Annotated in this window: 13 protein-coding genes; 7 read left to right on the top strand and 6 right to left on the bottom strand. The window is 72.4% G+C overall.

The genetic code is table 11. The features are described 5' to 3' along the window. Nucleotides 1–12 precede the first annotated feature (12 nt). The gene (gene paaN / locus O7629_RS23355) at nt 13–1,689 is read left to right on the top strand and encodes a phenylacetic acid degradation protein PaaN (RefSeq protein WP_278171775.1); all 1,677 of its coding nucleotides are present in this window, start codon (nt 13–15) and stop codon (nt 1,687–1,689) included. A gap of 85 nt (nt 1,690–1,774) precedes the next feature. Here the strand turns inward: paaN and O7629_RS23350 are convergent, their stop codons facing one another. Further along, complete coding sequence (locus tag O7629_RS23350) at nt 1,775–2,407, bottom strand: GNAT family N-acetyltransferase (protein WP_278171773.1); 633 nt, start codon at nt 2,405–2,407, stop codon at nt 1,775–1,777. Between the two features lie 113 nt (nt 2,408–2,520). Next, nucleotides 2,521–3,447, bottom strand: a complete 927-nt coding sequence (locus O7629_RS23345; RefSeq protein WP_278171772.1) for a serine hydrolase — start codon at nt 3,445–3,447, stop codon at nt 2,521–2,523. Between the two features lie 236 nt (nt 3,448–3,683). Here O7629_RS23345 and O7629_RS23340 point away from each other — a divergent pair, with 236 nt between their 5' ends. Together O7629_RS23340 and groL are read left to right on the top strand one after the other, a co-directional pair. Further along, nucleotides 3,684–3,887 (top strand): cold-shock protein, encoded by a 204-nt coding sequence (locus tag O7629_RS23340; protein WP_067305333.1) that lies wholly within the window; start codon nt 3,684–3,686, stop codon nt 3,885–3,887. A gap of 565 nt (nt 3,888–4,452) precedes the next feature. Beyond that, entirely contained in the window at nt 4,453–6,075 is a 1,623-nt protein-coding gene (gene groL, locus O7629_RS23335; protein ID WP_278171770.1) for a chaperonin GroEL, read from the top strand. Between the two features lie 130 nt (nt 6,076–6,205). On the opposite strand, the gene O7629_RS23330 is transcribed toward groL, so the two are convergent. Both O7629_RS23330 and O7629_RS23325 read right to left on the bottom strand, forming a co-directional pair. Next, complete coding sequence (locus tag O7629_RS23330) at nt 6,206–7,162, bottom strand: GNAT family N-acetyltransferase (protein WP_278171769.1); 957 nt, start codon at nt 7,160–7,162, stop codon at nt 6,206–6,208. A gap of 184 nt (nt 7,163–7,346) precedes the next feature. Next, nucleotides 7,347–8,036 carry a DUF998 domain-containing protein gene (locus tag O7629_RS23325; RefSeq protein ID WP_278174653.1) on the bottom strand — a complete coding sequence of 230 codons (690 nt, stop codon included), beginning with the start codon at nt 8,034–8,036 and terminating at the stop codon, nt 7,347–7,349. A 137-nt stretch (nt 8,037–8,173) separates the two neighbouring features. Between O7629_RS23325 and O7629_RS23320 the strand changes: the two genes are divergently transcribed. After that, complete coding sequence (locus O7629_RS23320; protein WP_278171768.1) at nt 8,174–8,764, top strand: TetR/AcrR family transcriptional regulator; 591 nt, start codon at nt 8,174–8,176, stop codon at nt 8,762–8,764. Between the two features lie 163 nt (nt 8,765–8,927). Here the strand turns inward: O7629_RS23320 and O7629_RS23315 are convergent, their stop codons facing one another. Beyond that, on the bottom strand, nt 8,928–11,435 hold the full coding sequence (locus tag O7629_RS23315; protein WP_278174652.1) for a S8 family serine peptidase: 2,508 nt from the start codon (nt 11,433–11,435) through the stop codon (nt 8,928–8,930). A gap of 107 nt (nt 11,436–11,542) precedes the next feature. Between O7629_RS23315 and O7629_RS23310 the strand changes: the two genes are divergently transcribed. Beyond that, on the top strand, nt 11,543–13,378 hold the full coding sequence (locus tag O7629_RS23310; RefSeq protein ID WP_278171767.1) for a glycerol-3-phosphate dehydrogenase/oxidase: 1,836 nt from the start codon (nt 11,543–11,545) through the stop codon (nt 13,376–13,378). A gap of 55 nt (nt 13,379–13,433) precedes the next feature. Here O7629_RS23310 and O7629_RS23305 read toward each other — a convergent pair whose 3' ends face one another. Then, nucleotides 13,434–14,828, bottom strand: coding sequence for an FAD-linked oxidase C-terminal domain-containing protein (locus O7629_RS23305; protein WP_278171766.1), 1,395 nt, complete (start codon nt 14,826–14,828; stop codon nt 13,434–13,436). Nucleotides 14,829–14,927: 99 nt separating this feature from the next. On the opposite strand from O7629_RS23305, the gene O7629_RS23300 reads away from it, so the two are divergent. Both O7629_RS23300 and O7629_RS23295 read left to right on the top strand, forming a co-directional pair. Beyond that, the gene (locus O7629_RS23300; protein ID WP_278171764.1) at nt 14,928–16,094 is read left to right on the top strand and encodes an FUSC family protein; all 1,167 of its coding nucleotides are present in this window, start codon (nt 14,928–14,930) and stop codon (nt 16,092–16,094) included. A 275-nt stretch (nt 16,095–16,369) separates the two neighbouring features. After that, entirely contained in the window at nt 16,370–17,950 is a 1,581-nt protein-coding gene (locus tag O7629_RS23295) for a PrsW family intramembrane metalloprotease (RefSeq protein WP_278171763.1), read from the top strand. Nucleotides 17,951–17,997 lie beyond the last annotated feature (47 nt).

The following is a 17,997-nucleotide window of genomic DNA, read 5'->3' as shown; positions in this document are numbered from 1 at the left end:
CATGATGACGGCATGACGGAGACCCCGCACCCGCTGTACGTCACGCACGCCGACACCCTGGCCCGCGCGCTGACCGCGATCGCCGAACGCGACTACTGGTCGGCCTACCCCGAGTCGCCGAGCCCTCGGATCTACGGCGAACACGCCGCTGCCGAGGGCGCGGCGGCTTTCCGCGCCTACCTGGGCAAGGACTTCCCCCTCGACCAGCCCACCGCCACCGGCGAACCGGTCGCCACCGACGACAGCCCGTTCGGCATCGAACTCGGCGTCCGGTACCCCCGCGCCGACGCCGACCAGCTGATCACCGCCGCCCGGGCCGCGCTGCCCGCCTGGCGTGACGCCGGCCCACGCAGCCGGGCCGGCGTCTGTCTGGAGATCCTCGCCCGGCTGCACGAGCACAGCTTCGAGCTGGCCAACGCGGTGCAGTTCACCACCGGCCAGGCGTTCGTGATGGCGTTCCAGGCCGGCGGGGCGCACGCGCTGGACCGCGCGCTGGAAGCCGTCGCCTACGCGTACGCCGAGATGACCCGCCATCCGCGGACCGCCGGCTGGGAGAAGCCGACCGGTCGCGGCGAGCCGCTGCGGATGACCAAGACGTTCCATGTGGTGCCGCGCGGCGTCGCCCTGGTGATCGGCTGCCACACCTTCCCGACCTGGAACTCCTACCCGGGGCTGTTCGCCTCCCTGGTCACCGGGAATCCGGTACTGGTCAAACCGCACCCCGGCGCGGTGCTACCGCTGGCGATCACCGTCCGCTACGCCCGTGAGGTGCTCAGCGAGGCCGGCTTCGACCCGAACCTGGTGCAGCTCGCGGCCGAGGCGCCGGCCGAGCGGCTGGCGACCGTCCTCGCCGGCCGCCCCGAGGTGCGGATCATCGACTTCACCGGCTCCACCGAGTACGGCGACTGGCTGGAGGCCAACGCCCGGCAGGCCTCCGTCTACACCGAGAAGGCCGGCGTCAACACGATCATCGTCGACTCCACGGCGGACTTCGCCGGCATGTGCCGCAACATCGCCTTTTCCTTGTCGCTCTACAGCGGACAGATGTGCACCACGCCGCAGAACATCCTGGTGCCGGCCGGCGGCATCGAAACCGATCAGGGGCGCAAGAGCCCGGACGAGGTGGCCGCTGGCATCGCCGCCGCGATCGGCAAACTGACCGGCGATCCGGCGCGGGCGGTCGAGCTCATCGGCGCGATCGTCGACGACGCCGTCCTCGACCGGCTCGCCGCAGCGGCCAAGCTCGGCGAGCCGGTGCTGGAGTCGCGGGAGATCAGCCACCCGGCGTACCCGGACGCGGTGGTGCGAACCCCACTGGTCGTCAAGCTCGGCGCGGACGCCGACGACGTCTACGGCCGGGAGTGGTTCGGGCCGGTCAGCTTCGTCGTCGCCACCGCGTCCACCGCGCACAGCGTCGAGATCTTCCGGCGTACGGTCGCAGCTCGCGGTGCGCTCACCGCCGGCGTCTACTCGACCGACCAGCGGGTGCTCGCCGACGTGGAGGCCGCCGCGCTGGACGTCGGTGTGCACCTGTCGGCGAATCTCACCGGCGGCGTGTTCGTCAACCAGTCGGCGGCCTTCTCCGACTTCCACGCCAGCGGTGCCAACGCCGCGGCGAACTCGGCGTTGACCGACGGCGCGTACGTCGCCGGCCGGTTCCGGATCGTCCAGTCCCGTCGGCACGTCTGACCCGGCCCGGCACGGGAGCCGGGTCGGCTCCCGTGCCGGCCCGGTGTCGGGTCGGCTACCGCGCCGGCTTCTGCCGGCCCGCCGGTCACGCCGGCCGGCGCATCTGCAACTCGGTCAGGTCCGACCGGGTCGGGTGCGGCAGGCGTACGCCGGTGTCGGCGAAGCCGAGCCGCTGGTACGCCCGCACCGCCCGGTCGTTGCCGACCACCACCTCCAGCAGCAGCTCCGGGCGTCCAGCCGCACGTGACCAGGCAGCGACCGCGTCGACCAGTTCGGCGAGCAGGTTCCGGCCCCGCCAGGCCGGGCTGATGTAGACGGCGAACAGGACGGACACCGACGGGTCGTCCCGCCAGACGTGTGCTCCCGCGTGCGCCACGAACCGCCGGTCCGCCGTCGGCTCGGTCGCCGTCCGCCCGGCTTGCGGGGTCGCCGTCCGCCCGGCTTGCCCGGTCGCCGTCCGCCCGGCTTGCGGGGTCGCCGGCCCAGTCTCGGCCACGAACTGGGCGATCAGGTCACCGACGGCGGACCGGGCCGCCCGCTCTGCGTACTCGTGCAGCGGGCGGGCCGCCGCGTCGGCGAGCCGTTCGATGAACGCCAGCGGCGAATCGGCGAGCATCTCCAGCCGCAGCGCGCGCATCCGGGCGGCGTCGTCGGCCCGGATCCGCCGGACCGCGGCTACCGGCGGTACGACGTGGTCGGTGTCGGTCCCAGTTCCCATGCCGGCATGCTCGCCCGGCTCGGCTTGGCCGACAACCGGAATCCCGCCTTCGGCCCGGCCCGCACCGGTCACGCCACCAGCCGCAGACGGTCGTGCCCTCGCCGGCAACGGGGTCACGCCACCAGCAGCAGGGCGGTGCCGAGTTGCCGGCAGTAGTCGACGCCGTGGTCGAGCCCGTGCCGCCCCGGGTAGCGGGCCAGCGCACCGATCACCCAGGTCTCCCCGATCGCGAGGCAGCTGACGTGCCAGAGCCCGTCCTCGTCGCGCAGCAGCCAGCCGTTCTTGATGGCGATGGTGGCCGCGTACTCGGGGGTGAGCGCGTCCCGTGGGCCGAAGTCGCCCTCACCACGGACGGCGCGCATCTCGGACAGCAGCCACGGCGTCCACTGCGGCCCGGCTGCCCGTCCGTCGGCGAGGCAGCGCCCCAGCCTGGTCAGATCGCGGGCGGAGACGACCGTGTTGCTCCACCGGTCGCGCTCCGGGGCCGAGTCGGTCAGTCCGCAGAGCCGTACCATCCGCTCGATGGACTCCCGGCCACCGACCCGGTCGAAGGTGGCGTCCGCGCCGGGATTGTCGCTGTCCCGGATGATCGACGACAGTTGGGCCAGCTGAGGTGTCCGGAGCATGTGGCCCTGTTCGTCGGCGCGGCGCAGGTCGTCGGCGGCCAGCCACACCTTGATCAACGACATGGTGTCGCTCTGCGCGGCGAAGTTCGGCGACCCGGTGATCAACCCGGTACGCCGGTTCAGCGCCGCCCAGGAGAAGAATCCGTCGGTCGGTGTCGGCACCGGGCCGGTGCGCAGCAACACGCTGCGCTGCTGGTGGTCGTGGTCAGGGTCGGCGACGGTCCAGCCCGGCTCGCGCGGCGGTGGTTTGCCGGCGTCCCCGGGCAGGCCGCCGGTGAACGCCGACAGCACGATGAGCAGCCCGACGGCGGCGGCCGCCGGGTGGCGTTGGCGGACGCGGTCGTGTCGGGGCGCGGTGCGGTCCGACCGTCGGACGGCCCGGCTGCCAGGTGCGCGATGCCGTCCGGGCTTCACGTTCTGCGGTGTACGGGACACACGTGGTCAACGAAATGTGGTGCCAGAGAGACTTGACTGGGGGTTAATGTCCCCTTTTGGGATAGTGCGGTGCCGTCAGACCTCGTGTAGCGTGCGATTCCGGCTGCTGTACTCGGGCAACCCGCACGGGAGTCCCGATCGGTGGCTCCGGCCGGCGAACACGCCGGTCAGAGGGCCGGCAGAGGCCCGGCACGACAGAAGTGAGGAAGTGCACCGTGGCGCAGGGCACCGTGAAGTGGTTCAACAGCGAGAAGGGCTACGGTTTCATCGCGGTCGACGGGGGTCAGGACGTCTTCGTCCACTTCTCCGCCATCGAGATGGACGGCTACAAGGCGCTCGACGACGGGCAGCGCGTCGAGTTCGAGATCGCTCAGGGGCAGAAGGGTCCTCAGGCGGAGAGGGTCCGGGTCATCGCCTAGTCACCCTGCTGGCCAGCCCGGTCACCCTGCTGGCCAACTGCACGTCCGGTGGTCGGTGCGGCCGCCCGACCGGACGGCGGCGTATCCGATAAGTCGACACAAGTCTGCGTACCCGCAAGGCGTCGGTTCTCCTCGTGGAGCCGGCGCCTTTCATCGTCTCGCCACCCGGCGACCGGTCGTCTCGCCGGCCGGCGATCCTGCCTACCCGCGCCGGGCCCGCTGTGCGGGCCCTGCCCACCTGATCTTGACCGTGACCGCCGTCGGCGGCCGTGCGGCCCGAAGGGGTACGTCGGGCGGCAAGTTGCTGTTCGCTTGCACTCGACAGGGGAGAGTGCTAAACAAGGATTGGCACTCGCCAACCGGGAGTGCCAAAGGTCGGGGCGGTGGGGCCACCGCCGTCGTCCCGCTTCGCGGGGTGACGGAGATGGCCGGTCGTCGCGGGCTATCCGGCCCGGCCGGCGGACGTCACTGTCGCCAGGTAGTGACGTCCGAAGGTGCGTAGAGCAGGCGGCATGGCGGAGCTGACCGGCTCCGGTGCTGCGAGCGTCCAGGAGGACAACGCCGTATGGCCAAGATGATCGCGTTCGACGAAGAGGCGCGCCGCGGTCTCGAGCGGGGCATGAACACCCTCGCCGACGCCGTCAAGGTGACGCTGGGCCCGAAGGGCCGCAACGTCGTGCTCGAAAAGAAGTGGGGTGCCCCCACCATCACCAACGATGGTGTGAGCATCGCCAAGGAGATCGAGCTCGAGGACCCGTACGAGAAGATCGGCGCCGAGCTGGTCAAGGAGGTCGCCAAGAAGACCGACGACGTGGCCGGTGACGGCACGACGACGGCGACCGTCCTGGCCCAGGCTCTGGTCCGCGAGGGCCTGCGCAACGTCGCGGCCGGCGCGAACCCGATGGCCCTGAAGCGGGGCATCGAGGCCGCCGTCGCCAACGTCGCGGAGGAGCTGAGCAAGCTCGCCAAGGACGTGGAGACCAAGGAGCAGATCGCGTCCACCGCGTCGATCTCCGCCGGTGACTCCAGCGTCGGCGAGATCATCGCCGAGGCGATGGACAAGGTCGGCAAGGAAGGCGTCATCACCGTCGAGGAGAGCAACACCTTCGGCCTGGAGCTGGAGCTCACCGAGGGTATGCGCTTCGACAAGGGCTACATCTCGCCCTACTTCTGGACCGACCCGGAGCGGATGGAGGCCGTCCTCGACGACCCCTACATCCTGATCGTCAACAGCAAGATCTCCTCGGTCAAGGACCTGCTCCCGATCCTGGAGAAGATCATGCAGTCGGGCAAGCCGCTGCTGATCATCGCCGAGGACGTCGAGGGCGAGGCGCTGGCCACCCTGATCGTCAACAAGGTGCGCGGCACCTTCAAGTCGGTTGCCGTCAAGGCACCCGGCTTCGGTGACCGCCGCAAGGCGATGCTGACCGACATCTCGATCCTCACCGGCGGCCAGGTCGTCAGCGAGGAGCTCGGCCTGAAGCTCGACGCGGTGACCATCGACATGCTGGGCCGGGCCCGCAAGGTCCAGGTGACCAAGGACGAGACCACGGTCGTCGACGGTGCCGGCGACGCCGAGCAGATCCAGGGCCGGGTCAACCAGATCCGGGCCGAGATCGAGAAGAGCGACTCCGACTACGACCGCGAGAAGCTGCAGGAGCGGCTGGCCAAGCTGGCCGGCGGCGTCGCGGTGATCAAGGTCGGAGCGGCCACCGAGGTGGAGCTCAAGGAGCGCAAGCACCGCATCGAGGACGCGGTGCGCAACGCCAAGGCGGCCGTCGAGGAGGGCATCGTCCCCGGTGGTGGCGTTGCCCTGGTGCAGGCCGGCAAGACCGCCTTCGACAAGCTCGACCTGGTCGGCGACGAGGCGACCGGCGCGCAGATCGTGAAGATCGCGCTGGACGCCCCGCTGCGGCAGATCGCCGTCAACGCCGGCCTCGAAGGCGGCGTCGTGGTGGAGAAGGTCCGCAACCTGGAGGCCGGCCACGGCCTCAACGCCGCCAACGGCGACTACGTGGACCTGCTGCAGGCGGGCATCATCGACCCGGCCAAGGTGACCCGGTCGGCGCTGCAGAACGCCTCGTCGATCGCGGCGCTGTTCCTGACCACCGAGGCCGTGGTGGCGGACAAGCCGGAGAAGACCCCGGCCCCGGCCGGCGCGCCCGGCGGCGGCGAGATGGACTTCTGAGTCCAGCTCGATCGTCCGCGCCGCGCGTCAACGCGACGCGCGACACGAGTACGGACCGCAGGGGCGGTCACCGGTTCGCCGGTGACCGCCCCTGCGGCATACGCGAGGCCGGTGAGCTGTTCGAGGCCGGTCAGAGCTGCTTGCGATACAAGAAGAAGACCCGCTCGATGCGGGCACCCGCCGCCGAGGCGTAGAACGGCACCGGGCCCACCCAGCCGATCTCGACCCGCTGATGGCCGGCCTCCGCCAGGTCCCGCAGACAGCGCCGCAACAGGATCGCCCCGATACCGAGCCCCTGCGCGGTCGGGGCCGTACCCATCGGCCCGAACCAGCTCGGCCGCGACGACCCGTACGCCGCGAAGCCCAGCACCTCACCCGGATCGCCGGTACGGACCGCCAGGTGGCAGCCGGCGTCGGGCCGGCCCACCGAATGCGCCACTTCGGCCGCCCACGCGTCGCCGAACGTCGCCTGGGTGAACGCCACCAGCGCCGCGACGTCGTCGCCGTCGGCCCGCCGTACGGTGATCCCGGCCTGCGCCAGGCGGCGCTGCGCGTCGGCGGTGTCCCGCAACGCCGGGGACCCGGCGGACGCCAGGTCGGCCGTCATGTTCCACGCGGTCCGGTCCTGCAGGTAGCCGAGCGCCATCGCCAGGCAGACCGCCGGCGTGTAGCGCACGTCCACCCCCGGCCAGGCGTAGTACGGCGGATTGCCGGCCAACAGCACCTCACCGGCGCCCCGGGCCGCCAGCGCGCTTTCCGCCCGGCCGAGCAACGCCCGCCCCAGACCCTGTCGACGCCACTGCGGATCCACCGCGATCAGGTCCACGTGACCGACCGACGGGTCCCGGTGCGCGACCGAGCCGAGCACGACCCCGCGTACCGTTTCGTCGACGACGGCGACCAGACCGATCGTCTGCCGCGGCCCCACCCCCGACGGATGATCGGGGACGACCGGCCCGTGCAGTCTGGTGACGATCTGCTCCGCCTCGGCGGCGTCTTCCGGCAGATCGAGCGCGGCGCGGCAGAGCGCCACGACGGCCGGCCGGTGCCGCTCGGACAGTTCCTCGATGGCGAACTCCTGTTCCACGACCGCCCACCCTAATTTGACTTGCGCTTCGACCCGTGCGGCGGGGCTTGGTGCCCTTCTTGGCGGGGTGCTGGTCGCGCGGAGGTTCCGAAACCCCGTCGGACCCGGCGCCTTGTCGTGCCGATGAGCGCGCGTCTGATCTTCCGCCCGTGGGTGTCTGTCGCGGGTTCGAGTCGCCGCCGTTTCACGCGTGGCCAGCCGGCGACCGCCCGTTGCCATCCTTGATGGACTTGCCGGCGCAGATGAATCCGACCAGCAGGGGATAGACCGCGCAGCGTTCGACCAGGCCGATCAGGCTGGCCGATGAGCCGGCGATGGCCAGGAAGCCGACCAGCGACAGAAGACCGAAGACGCCGAGGACGGTCATGGCCCGGCCGGTGGCGGCAGCGATTCCGGCCTGTCGGTGCGCTCGCCCGAGGATGATGATCAGTACGTTACCGCTGACGATGCCGAGCAGGGCGCCCACCGAGTGAAAGTCGATGGCACCGCTGTCGGGTGTCTCGCCGGTTCCTGGGAAGAAGGCCAGCAGGACGCCGCCGGCGGCCATCAGGAAGGCCACCGCGCGCACTGTCCAGCCGCGCAGGCCGTGCATGCCTGGGAGCATGGCGGTGCCGCAGAACAGGACGATCCCGAACAGGAAGAATCCGGTGTTCATGACCCAGGCCAGCGGCGAGTGCATGAGCTGCCCGAATCCCTCCGTGGGGCCGTGCACTCCGAGGTTGCTGATGTAGTGGTAGGTGTAGCTGTAGGGGGGATCCGTCCATGCCGCCGCGGCGATGAGCTCGGCGATGAAGAAAGCCAGCCCTCCGGCGATGAGCACGATGCCGGCAGCGGAGTTTTGCCTCTGCCGAGCGTCCACCCGGACGGGGGTCACGTTCAAGGTTCCTTCTCTCCCGGCTTCCCGCCGCATGTGTCGGTCCCGTCGGTCAATCTCCGGTGTGACTCCAATACTGTATCAAGATCAGTTATGGAGTCAATGCATCTAGCGAACAGGTCCAGTACTCTGTCGGCATGAGCGAGGGGCAGCGAACCGGGCGACGGGAGCGGAAGAAGGCAGCGACCCGGGCATCGATCGTGCAGGCCGCCCACGAACTGTTCCTGGAACGAGGGTTCGACGCGGTGAGCGTCCGCGAAATCGCCGACCGGGCGGATGTGTCGCCAACCACCGTCTTCACACACTTCCCGCACAAGGAGGCCCTCGCGTTCGGTGACGAGGACCTGCGACACGACCGGCTCGTCGCGGCAGTGGCTGACCGGCCGCCGGGGACCTCGATCTCCGCCGCGCTCAAGGCGCACTACCTCGCGGAGATCACCGCGCTCGGATCCGAACCCGCACGGTCGCTCCTCGTCCTCATGGAACAGACACCCGCCCTCGTCGAGTACGCCGAACGCATGTGGTTCCGCCACGAAGACGCGTTGATCGCCGCGATCACCACGGAGTTCGGGCTCGCCGAGCCCAGCGACGAGATCCGCTTCTACGTCCGCTTCGCCCTGCAGATACAGCTGAGCGCGACCCGGGCAGCCAACCCGGAGTCCGTCATCGACGCAGGGTTCCGGCTCCTCGACGAGGGCTGGCTGCGCTACCAGAGTCAGTTCCGCTAGCCGGCGCCCGGCGATGCGACTGCCCCATGTACGTATCTGTCGGGCCCCGGTGGGGTCCCCGCGACTCTGTGCAGCCGGCGGGCGAGCACGCAGCAGGTGGCCATCGCGCCTGACGGCGGCAGACAGCCAGGCGCGGACAGCGGAAAATATCAGTGCGCCGAGGCTAACCGGCGGCCTGCGCCGCCCGCACCGCGGCGTAGGCGTCGACCAGGCCGGCGCCGGTCAGGTTCGCCGGATCGCCGCAGGTGTCACCGCCCCCGGTGCCGGCCTCGGCGGCGGTCTGCCGCAGGATCCGCGCCGTGCCGTCCAGATCACCGATCAGCTCCGGTCGCGCCGACCAAAGCAGCGCCACCACCCCGGCCACCTGCGGGGTCGCCATCGACGTACCGTCCAGCGCCGCGTACCCGCCGCCGGGCATCGCCGACAGCACGTCGGCGCCCGGTGCCACCAGGTCCGGTTTGACGGTGCCGTCCGGCGCCGGGCCCCGGCTGGAGAAGTCGGTGACCTCCCGGTCGGCGTCCACCGCGCCGACGGTCAGCACATCGGTGTACGGGGCCGGCGGGTCGTCGACCGAGCTGCAGAACGGGCCGGTGTTGCCGGCGGCGGCCACCATCATCAGCCCGGCGGCGGCCAGCGCCTCGGTGGCCGGTCGCAGCGAACTCAGGTCGCAGCCTTCCAGCTCGGGGCAGCCCCAGGAGTTGGTCAGCACGTGCGGAGCGCGTTCCGGTCGCCCGTCGGCGAACGGGTCGCCCCCGGTCGGGAACGGGGCCAGCATGAACTGCAGGCAGTCCAGGTAGCGTGCCGGGTTGCCGAGGTTGCGGTCCAGGTTGACACAGCCGACCCAGGACGCGCCCGGCGCGACCCCGATCGAGGTGTCGCCGACGGCCGAGCCGAGCGTGTGGGTGCCGTGTCCGTTGTTGTCGGTCGGCGTACCGGTGCCGTTCCACGGGTCGAACCAGGAGTCGTCGCCGCCCCGGAACCCGTCCGCCAGCGCCGGATGCTCGCCGTCCACCCCGGAGTCCGAGGCGCCGACCACGATGCCGGCGCCGTCGACGCCGAGCTCCGTCCAGACCCGTTCGGCACCGAGCATGGTGATGTTCCACGGCGGGGTACGCGGAGCGGGCTGCTCGCCCCGTTCGGGCTCGACCGTGGCCGGCAGCGGCCGCAGTTGCTGACTGATCAGCACCCGGTCGACGTCGTCCCGCCGGGTCAGCCAGGGCCGCAGCGCCGGCCCGGCGTCCACCTCGATCGCGTTGACCAGGTAGTACGGCGTGTAGGACAGCCCCCACCGGTCCAGATCGTCGCGCAGGTCGGCCTGGCTGGCCTCGGCGGTGTCGACCAGCCGTTGGAAGACCGTGCGGACCCGTTCGTCGCGGGCCTGCGGTCCGGTGCCGCGCGGCACGTCGGACAGATCGGCCTGTTCCCGCAGCATCACGAACAGCCGTTCGCCGTGCAGCCCCGGCTGCCCGACGGCGAGGTGCACGGCGCCCCCGGCCACCGCCAGCGCCGCGACGGTGGCCGCCGCCACCGACCGCAGTGGTCGACCCGCCAGCCGTGGCGGTCGACCCGCCCGCCGCCAACCGAGACCGAAGCCGAGTCCGAGGCCCAACGCGAGCGCCAGGGCCAGCCCGACGCCGGCACCGACCGCCGCCCAGAACGGCAGGTCACGGCCGATGGCCAGGAGCAGCGAGACCTCTTCCGGGTCGAGCAGGGCCAGCGGTCCGGCGACGGACAGCCCGGCCAGTACGCCGACCGGCGCGCTGGACCGGTCGGCGGCCCAGCCGATCGCCGCGGCCGCGTACCCGATCGGGGGCAGCACCAGGATCGCGGCCAGCTGCCCGCCGGGCTGGCCGACGCCAGCGGCGAGCAGCAGCAGCCCGACTCCGGCCACCGTCCCGCCGAGCAGGATGGTGCGCACCGCTGAACGCCCCTGCGGACCGGCGCCGATCGCCGTCCAGAACCGGCGGGGCAGCAGTTCGGCGGCGTACCAGCCGATCGCGGCCGCTGCGGCGACGGCGAGTGCCGTCTCCACCGCGCCGCCCAGCGCACCGACCCACAACCAGGGCAGCAGCATGACCAGCCCGGCCGCGACGGCGATCAGGACAGCGGCCGTCCGGTCCGCCTTGCCCTGCTGAACCGGACCTGGCTCGGCCTGAGCTGACTGAACCTGACCTGGCTCGGCCTGGCCGGGCTGAGCCGGCTCGGCCTGAGCTGGCTCGGCCTGAGCTGGCTCGGCCTGAGCTGGCTCGGCCTCGCTCGGCTCGGCCCGGCGCCGCAGCGCCCGCAGCCCGGCGGCGCCGCCGGCGGCGAGCGCGGTGAGCGCGGCCAGGTACAGCTCGTGGTGGACGGTCGGTACGGCCCGCAGCAGCCCGAAACCGGCGAGGGCGAACGCGGCGACCAGCCAGGCCCGGCCGGTCGCCCGCACGGCCGGTGACCGGGGCACCAGCGCCAGCAGCATGGTGGGTACGCCGACCAGCAGTGCGTTGCCGAATGCGATCAGCGGCCAGACCACCGCCGGGGTGGGCAGCCCACTGGCCAGCAGGACCTGGTCGGTCAGCCAGCCGCCGGTCTGCGCGAACACCGTCACACCGACCGACCAGATCGCGATCGCCACTGCGGCGACCGTCGGCCACACGCTGGCCGGCGGCGGCCCGGCAGCGGGCGGCTGCATCGGGTACGGCGGCGGCATCGGGTAGGGCTGACCGGGATACGGATAGCCGGGATGACCGGGCGGCTGCGTCATGTCCGCCACCCTAGGCGGCCGGATACGGTGGAGAGGTGCGTGACCCTGCCGTCTCCCGGTACGCCGCCGGCCAACTGTCCGTGACCCGCCGCGCCGCCGATCTGCGCCGCCTTCGTGGCGAGCGGTTCGACGTACTGGTGATCGGGGGTGGGGTGACCGGCGTCGGCGCCGCCCTCGACGCCGCGTCCCGTGGGCTGAAGGTGGCGCTGGTCGAGGCCCGCGACTACGCCGCCGGCACGTCAAGCCGGTCCAGCAAACTGATCCACGGCGGGCTGCGCTATCTGGAGCAGCTCGAGTTCGGGCTGGTGCACGAGGCGTTGACCGAGCGTGGCCTGCTGGCCACCCGGATCGCCCCGCACCTGGTCCGGCCGGTCCCGATCCTGGTTCCGCTGCCGCAGGGCGGCGCCAGCGGGCCACGGGCGCTGCCCGGCCGGATCTGGCGGCGGGCCTACTACGGCACCGGGGTCGCCGCGTACGACGCGTTCGCCGGGGTGTTCGGCGGCGGTCGGGGGATGCCGCTGCACCGGCACCTGTCCCGCGAAGGCGCCCGGCGGGTCTTTCCCAGCCTGCGGTCGGACGTCGTCGCCGGCGCCGTGCGCTACTACGACGGTCAGGTCGACGACGCCCGGCTGGTGGTCACCCTGGCGCGGACCGCGGCCAGCCTCGGCGCGGCCGTGGTGACCAGCGCCCGCGCCGTCGGCCTGCTGCGCCAGGCCCGCGAGGTGACCGGGGTGCGGGTCCGGGACATGGAGGCCCGGCCCGGTGACCCGGACGCCGAGTTCGAGGTACGCGCCCGTACCGTCATCGCGGCCACCGGGGTGTGGAGCGACGACGTGTCGCGGATGCTCGGCGACGTCGGGGTCCGGCCCGGTCTGCGGGTACGCGCGTCGAAGGGCGTGCATCTGGTGGTGCCCCGGTCGGCGATCACCGGCGAGGCCGGGCTGATCCTGCGTACCGCCACCTCGGTGCTGTTCGTGCTGCCTTGGGGCGGGCACTGGATCATCGGCACCACGGACACCGACTGGCGGCTCGACCGCGCCCACCCGGCCGCCTCCGAGCGCGACATCGGCTACCTGCTCGATCAGGTGAACACGGTGCTGGACCGGCCGTTGACGCCGCGCGACATCGAAGGGGTGTACGCCGGGCTGCGGCCACTGCTGTCCGGTGAGGCGGACTCGACGTCGCGGCTGTCCCGGGAGCACGCCGTGGTGGAGCCGATGCTGGGTCTGCTGTTGGTGGCCGGTGGCAAGTACACGACGTACCGGGTGATGGCCGCGGACGTGGTGGACCGGGCGGCGGCCCGGCTCGGGGTGTCCCGGCCGTCGCGGACCGCCGACCTGCCGCTGCTCGGTGCCGACGGGTTCGCCGCGATGTGGCGGGACCGGGCCGACGTGGCCCGCCGGCATGGCGTACCAGGCGGGGTGCTGGAGCATCTGCTGGAGCGGTACGGCACCCTCGCGGTGGAGCTGCTGGCGATGATCGACGACGATCCGCTGCTGGCCAGCCCGGTGCCCGGCGCACCCGAGTACCTGGCCGTCGAGATCGCGTACGCGGCCCGCGCCGAAGGTGCGCTGCACCTGGACGACGTGCTGACCCGGCGGACCCGGATCTCGATCGAGACGCCGCACCGGGGCAACGACTCGGCCGGGCACGCCGCCGAGGTGATGGGCCGGGTACTCGGCTGGGACGACGCGGTGCGAGACCGCGAGGTGGAGCACTACCGGGCCCGGGTGGCGGCGGAGCTGCAGTCGCAGCGGATGCCGGACGACGCGACCGCCGACGCGGCTCGGCTCGGCGCGGCGGACGTCCGTGGCTTCGCCGCCGACCGGGGCGTGGACTGGCCGACCGACTCCGGCCTGCCGACCGGCTGATCCGTCGGGCCGGCTGGGTCTGCCGACCGACTCCGGTCTGCCGGCCGACTGAAGGTCAGAGCAGTTTGCCGGGGTTGAACAGGCCGGTCGGGTCCAGCGCCTGCTTGATGGCGCGGTGCACCCGCATGCCGACCGGGCCGATCTCCTCGGCCAACCAGTCGCGTTTGAGCAGGCCGACCCCGTGCTCGCCGGTGCAGGTGCCGCCGAGGTCCAGCCCGAGTCGCATGATCGCGTCGAAGGCCGACCGGCCGCGCGTCAGGCTGTCCGGGTCGGCCCGGTCGACCACGATGTTCGGGTGCAGGTTGCCGTCGCCGGCGTGCCCGACGACGCCGATCGGTACGGCGTGTTCGGCGGCGATCGCCTCGACGCCGTCGAGCATCCGGGCCAGTGCCGAGCGGGGCACCGCCACGTCGTCGATGATCAGCCCGCCGTTGCCGGCGGGGAAGGTCTGCGCGGCGAGGCGTTCCATCGCCGGGTGGGCCAGCCGGCGGGCCTGCAGCAGGGCGGCGGCCTCGACAGCGTCGCTGGCGGCGTACACCTCGGCGGCGCCGGCGGCGGTGCACACCTGCGCGATCCGGTCCAGGTCGGTGCCGGCGGCGGTGCCGGTGTCGACCGAGGCGAGCAGCAGCGCGGCGGCGTCGGTGCGCAACCCCATCGGCCGGTACGCCTCGATCGCCTGCAGGTGGGTGCGGTCCAGCAGCTCCAGCAGGCTGGGGCTGAGCCCGCCGGAGGCGATGCCGGCGACGGCGGTGCCGGCCGCGGCGGTGGAGTCGAAGACGGCGACCAGGGTGAGCGAGGCGTCGGCGGCCGGCCGCAACGCGACGGTCACTTCGGTGATCACCCCGAGGGTGCCTTCGGAGCCGACGAAGAGCCGGGTCAGGTCGTAGCCGGCGACCCCCTTGGCGGTACGCCGGCCGGTGCGCAGCACCTCGCCGCTGGCCAGCACCACTTCGAGCCCGATGACGTACTCGCCGGTCACGCCGTACTTGACGCAGCACATGCCGCCGGCGTTGGTGGCCACGTTGCCGCCGATGGTGGACGACTCCCACGAGCCGGGGTCCGGCGGGTAGCGCAGCCCGTGCCGGGCCACCTCGGCGGCCAGGGTGGCGTTGACCACGCCGGGCTGGACGACGGCGGTGCGGTTGACCGGGTCGACGTCGACGATCCGGTCCATCGCGGCGGTGGAGAGCACCACCGCGCCGTCGACCGCGTTCGCCGCGCCGGCCAGCCCGGTCCGCGCCCCCTGCGGCACCACCGGTACGCCGTACCGGTTGGCGACGCCGACGGTGGCGACCACCTCGGCGGTCGTCCGGGGCCGGACCACGACGGCCGGGGTGCCGGCGGCGCACAGGTCGGCCTCGTCGCGCTGGTGGCCGCGCAGCAGGTCGGGGTCGGTGAGCACCGCGCCGTCGGGCAGCGCCGCACGGAGGGCCTCGATGAGGTCGGACATCTTCGCAGGCTAGCCAGCGCGGCACCGGACCGGCCACCTCGGGCGTGACCGGATGGGCAATAACGCCATAAGCCGCAAATTGCTCGGTACGCTGCCCGCATGGCCGACGCCGGGAAGCCACCACGCGCGGCGGCGGCACCCCGCCTCACCGGGCTGCTCACGCTGACCCGTAGCCGGGTCTCCATCGAGGTCCGGGAGCGGTCGGAACGGGTCCGCGCCAACCTCGTACTCGCCCTGCAGGCCGGCCTGGCGGCGGCGCTGGCCTGGTTCATCGCCCGTCGGGTGATCGGCCACCCGCTGCCCTTCTTCGCCCCGATCTCAGCGGTGATCATCCTCAGCGCCTCGATCGGGCAGCGGCTGAAACGCGCCGCCGAACTGGTGGTCGGCGTCGCGGTCGGGATCGCCATCGGCGATCTGATCATCATCACCATCGGCACCGGCACCTGGCAGCTGCTGCTGATCGTGCCGCTCGCGGTGATGGTCGCCGTCTTCCTGGGCAGCGGTGCCGCGCTGGTCACCCAGGCCGCGTCGTCCGGGGTGCTGGTCGCCACCCTCACCCCGCAGACAGAGAGCCTCTACCCGGACCGGTTCATCGACGCCCTGGTCGGCGGGCTGATCGGGCTGGTGGTGCTGATCCTGCTGCTGCCACTCAACCCACTGGTCATCGTGCGCCGCGCCGCCGACCCGGCGTTGGACGTGCTGTCCGACATGCTGATCCTCAGCGGCAAGGCACTGGCCGGGCGGGACCGCCGCCGGGCCGAGGCCGCCTCGAAGCGGCTGCACGAAGCGGAGAAGGAACTGTCCGAATTCCGCGACGCGGTCGAGGCGGGACACGAGACGGCGGTCCTGGCGCCAGCGCGCTGGCGAGCCCGCGGCCCACTGGCCCAGTACGCCGAGAGCGCCGAGTACGTCACCCGTGGGCTGCGCAACTCCCGGGTGCTGACCCGCCGGGTGGTCTCCCTCCTGACTGAGGACGAGCCGGTGCCGCGCGCCCTGCCGGAGGCGGTCTGCCACCTCGGCGACGCGGTGCGCATCCTGCGCCACGAGCTCGACGCCGGCACCGATCCGGTGCACACCCGGCGTCGGGCGTTGGACGCAGCCAGGTGCGCCGGTGCGGCGTACGACGCAGGTGTGGGGTTCAACGGCAGCGTGGTGGTCGCCCAGGTCAGGGCTACCGCGAGCGACCTGGTCCGGGCCAGCGGCACCGAAGCGGGCGCGGTCGAGGAGATGGTCAGTGAGGCGTTCGGGCGCGACGGCCCGGAATGACCGGCCGGGCGACACGCTGCCCGCCGTTGGTCGGTGCTGGCTACGCTAGCCCAATGTCCGACACTGTCCCCGGTGGTCCATCCGGCTCCCGCCCTGCGGCGGATTCGACCGATCCGACCGAACCGGTGGACGCGGTATCTCCGCCCGAGCAGCCAGCTCCGCAGACGTCGGCGGAGCCGGTGTCTCCGGCCGACCCGCCAACCGCAGCGGAGCCAGTAGCTGCGGCCGACCCGCCAACCGCAGCGGAGCCAGTAGCTGCGGCGGACCCGCCAACCGTGGCCCCAGCGGCCGCGCCAGCGGAGTCGGCGGACGGGGTCGTGCCGGCCGGTCGGCTGCGGCGTAGCGTCTGGCTGCGCTGGCTGGCGTTGGCCGGCATCGTGGTGCTGATCGCCGGCTGCGGCGTCGCCATCCTGGTCTACCTCGGCACCGCGCTCGGCCCGGTCGCGTTGACCGTCGGCGTCATCGCGGCGGTGCTGCCCGTACCGGTGCTGGTCGCCTGTTTCCTGTGGCTGGACCGGTACGAACCGGAGCCGGTGCGCTACCTCGCTTTCTGCTTCGCCTGGGGGGCGTTCGTCTCCACGTACGCCTCGCTGAACGTGAACAACTTCTCGGCGGATCTGCTCTACAACCTGGGTTACTCGGAAGCGCTGGTGGCGGTGCTGGTGGCGCCGTTCATCGAGGAGCTGACCAAGACCCTCGGCCCGATCCTGCTGCTGCTGACCCGCCGCCGCGAATGGTCCGGCATCACCGACGGGATCGTCTACTGCGGCATGTCCGCGATCGGCTTCGCGATGGTGGAGAACATCCTCTACCTCGGCGGATACGGCTACGCCGCCGGCGCCGAGCAGTACGGCCCGGCGACCGGCGCGCAGAACGTCTTCGCCATCTTCATCGTCCGGATCCTGTTCACCGGCTTCGCCCACCCGCTGTTCACCTCGATGGCCGGTGTCGGTCTCGGGGTGGCCGCGCGCAGCGCCGACCGGCGGATCCGGGTGCTCGCGCCGACCGCCGGGCTGCTGCTGGCGATGATGCTGCACGGGGCCTGGAACCTGATCCCGACGCTGGTCGAGGCGACCGGCCAGACCCTGATCCTGCTGTACGGCTACATCGGCTTGATGGTGCCGATCTTCTTCGGCATGGTCGGCCTGGCGGTGTGGCTGCGCAGCTGGGAAGGACGGCTGACCGAGCGGGTGCTGCCCGACTACGTCCGGGCCGGCTGGTTCACCCCGCCGGAGGTAGCGGCGTTGGGCAGCCTGGGCCGGCGACACTCGGCGCGCCGCTGGGCCAGCCGGGTGGCCGGCGAGCCGGGCGTACGGGCGATGCGCGACTTCCAGGCCGCCGCCACCAAGCTGGCGCTGCTGCGCGACGGCCTGCTGCGCGGCCTGGAGAGCAAACCGAAGGAGCTGGCTCGGCACGCCAAGGAGGAGCAGCGGCTGCTGACCGCGCTGGCCGGCTACCGGCAGGCGTTCGTCGGCCGGGACCCGCAGGCGCCGCACGCGCTGTGGAACGGGGCGGACTACCAGATCACCTTCCCGGACGGCAGCCAGCGGCAGGTGCCCGCGCCGGATGAGCCGGTGGTGCCGATCCCGGTGGTGCTCACCGCGCCACCGCCCCCTCCGCCGCCGATGTTCGCCGGCTACCCGGGCTGGCCAGGCGCCGGGCCGGGTACTCCGCCCGGCTACGGCCCACCCCCGTTCCCCGGCTACGGCGCCCCGCCCCCCGGTTACGGTCCGCCGCCCCCGTACTCCGGCTATGGCGCTCCGCCCCCGCCGGGGTACGGTCCGCCGTCCGGGTATCAGGTCCGGCCCGGCTACTACAACCCACCGCCGCCCGGCTACGGCCCGCCCCCCGGTTAGCGGCGATCTCGCAGCGGCTGCAGCTGCCGAGGGAACCTCCATGACCC

This window comes from Solwaraspora sp. WMMD792 (genome assembly GCF_029626105.1).
In the GTDB taxonomy this organism is placed as follows: Bacteria; Actinomycetota; Actinomycetes; order Mycobacteriales; family Micromonosporaceae; genus Micromonospora_E.
The sequence above is the reverse complement of the archived record's forward strand: the minus strand, read 5'-3'. Positions and strand labels throughout refer to the sequence as shown.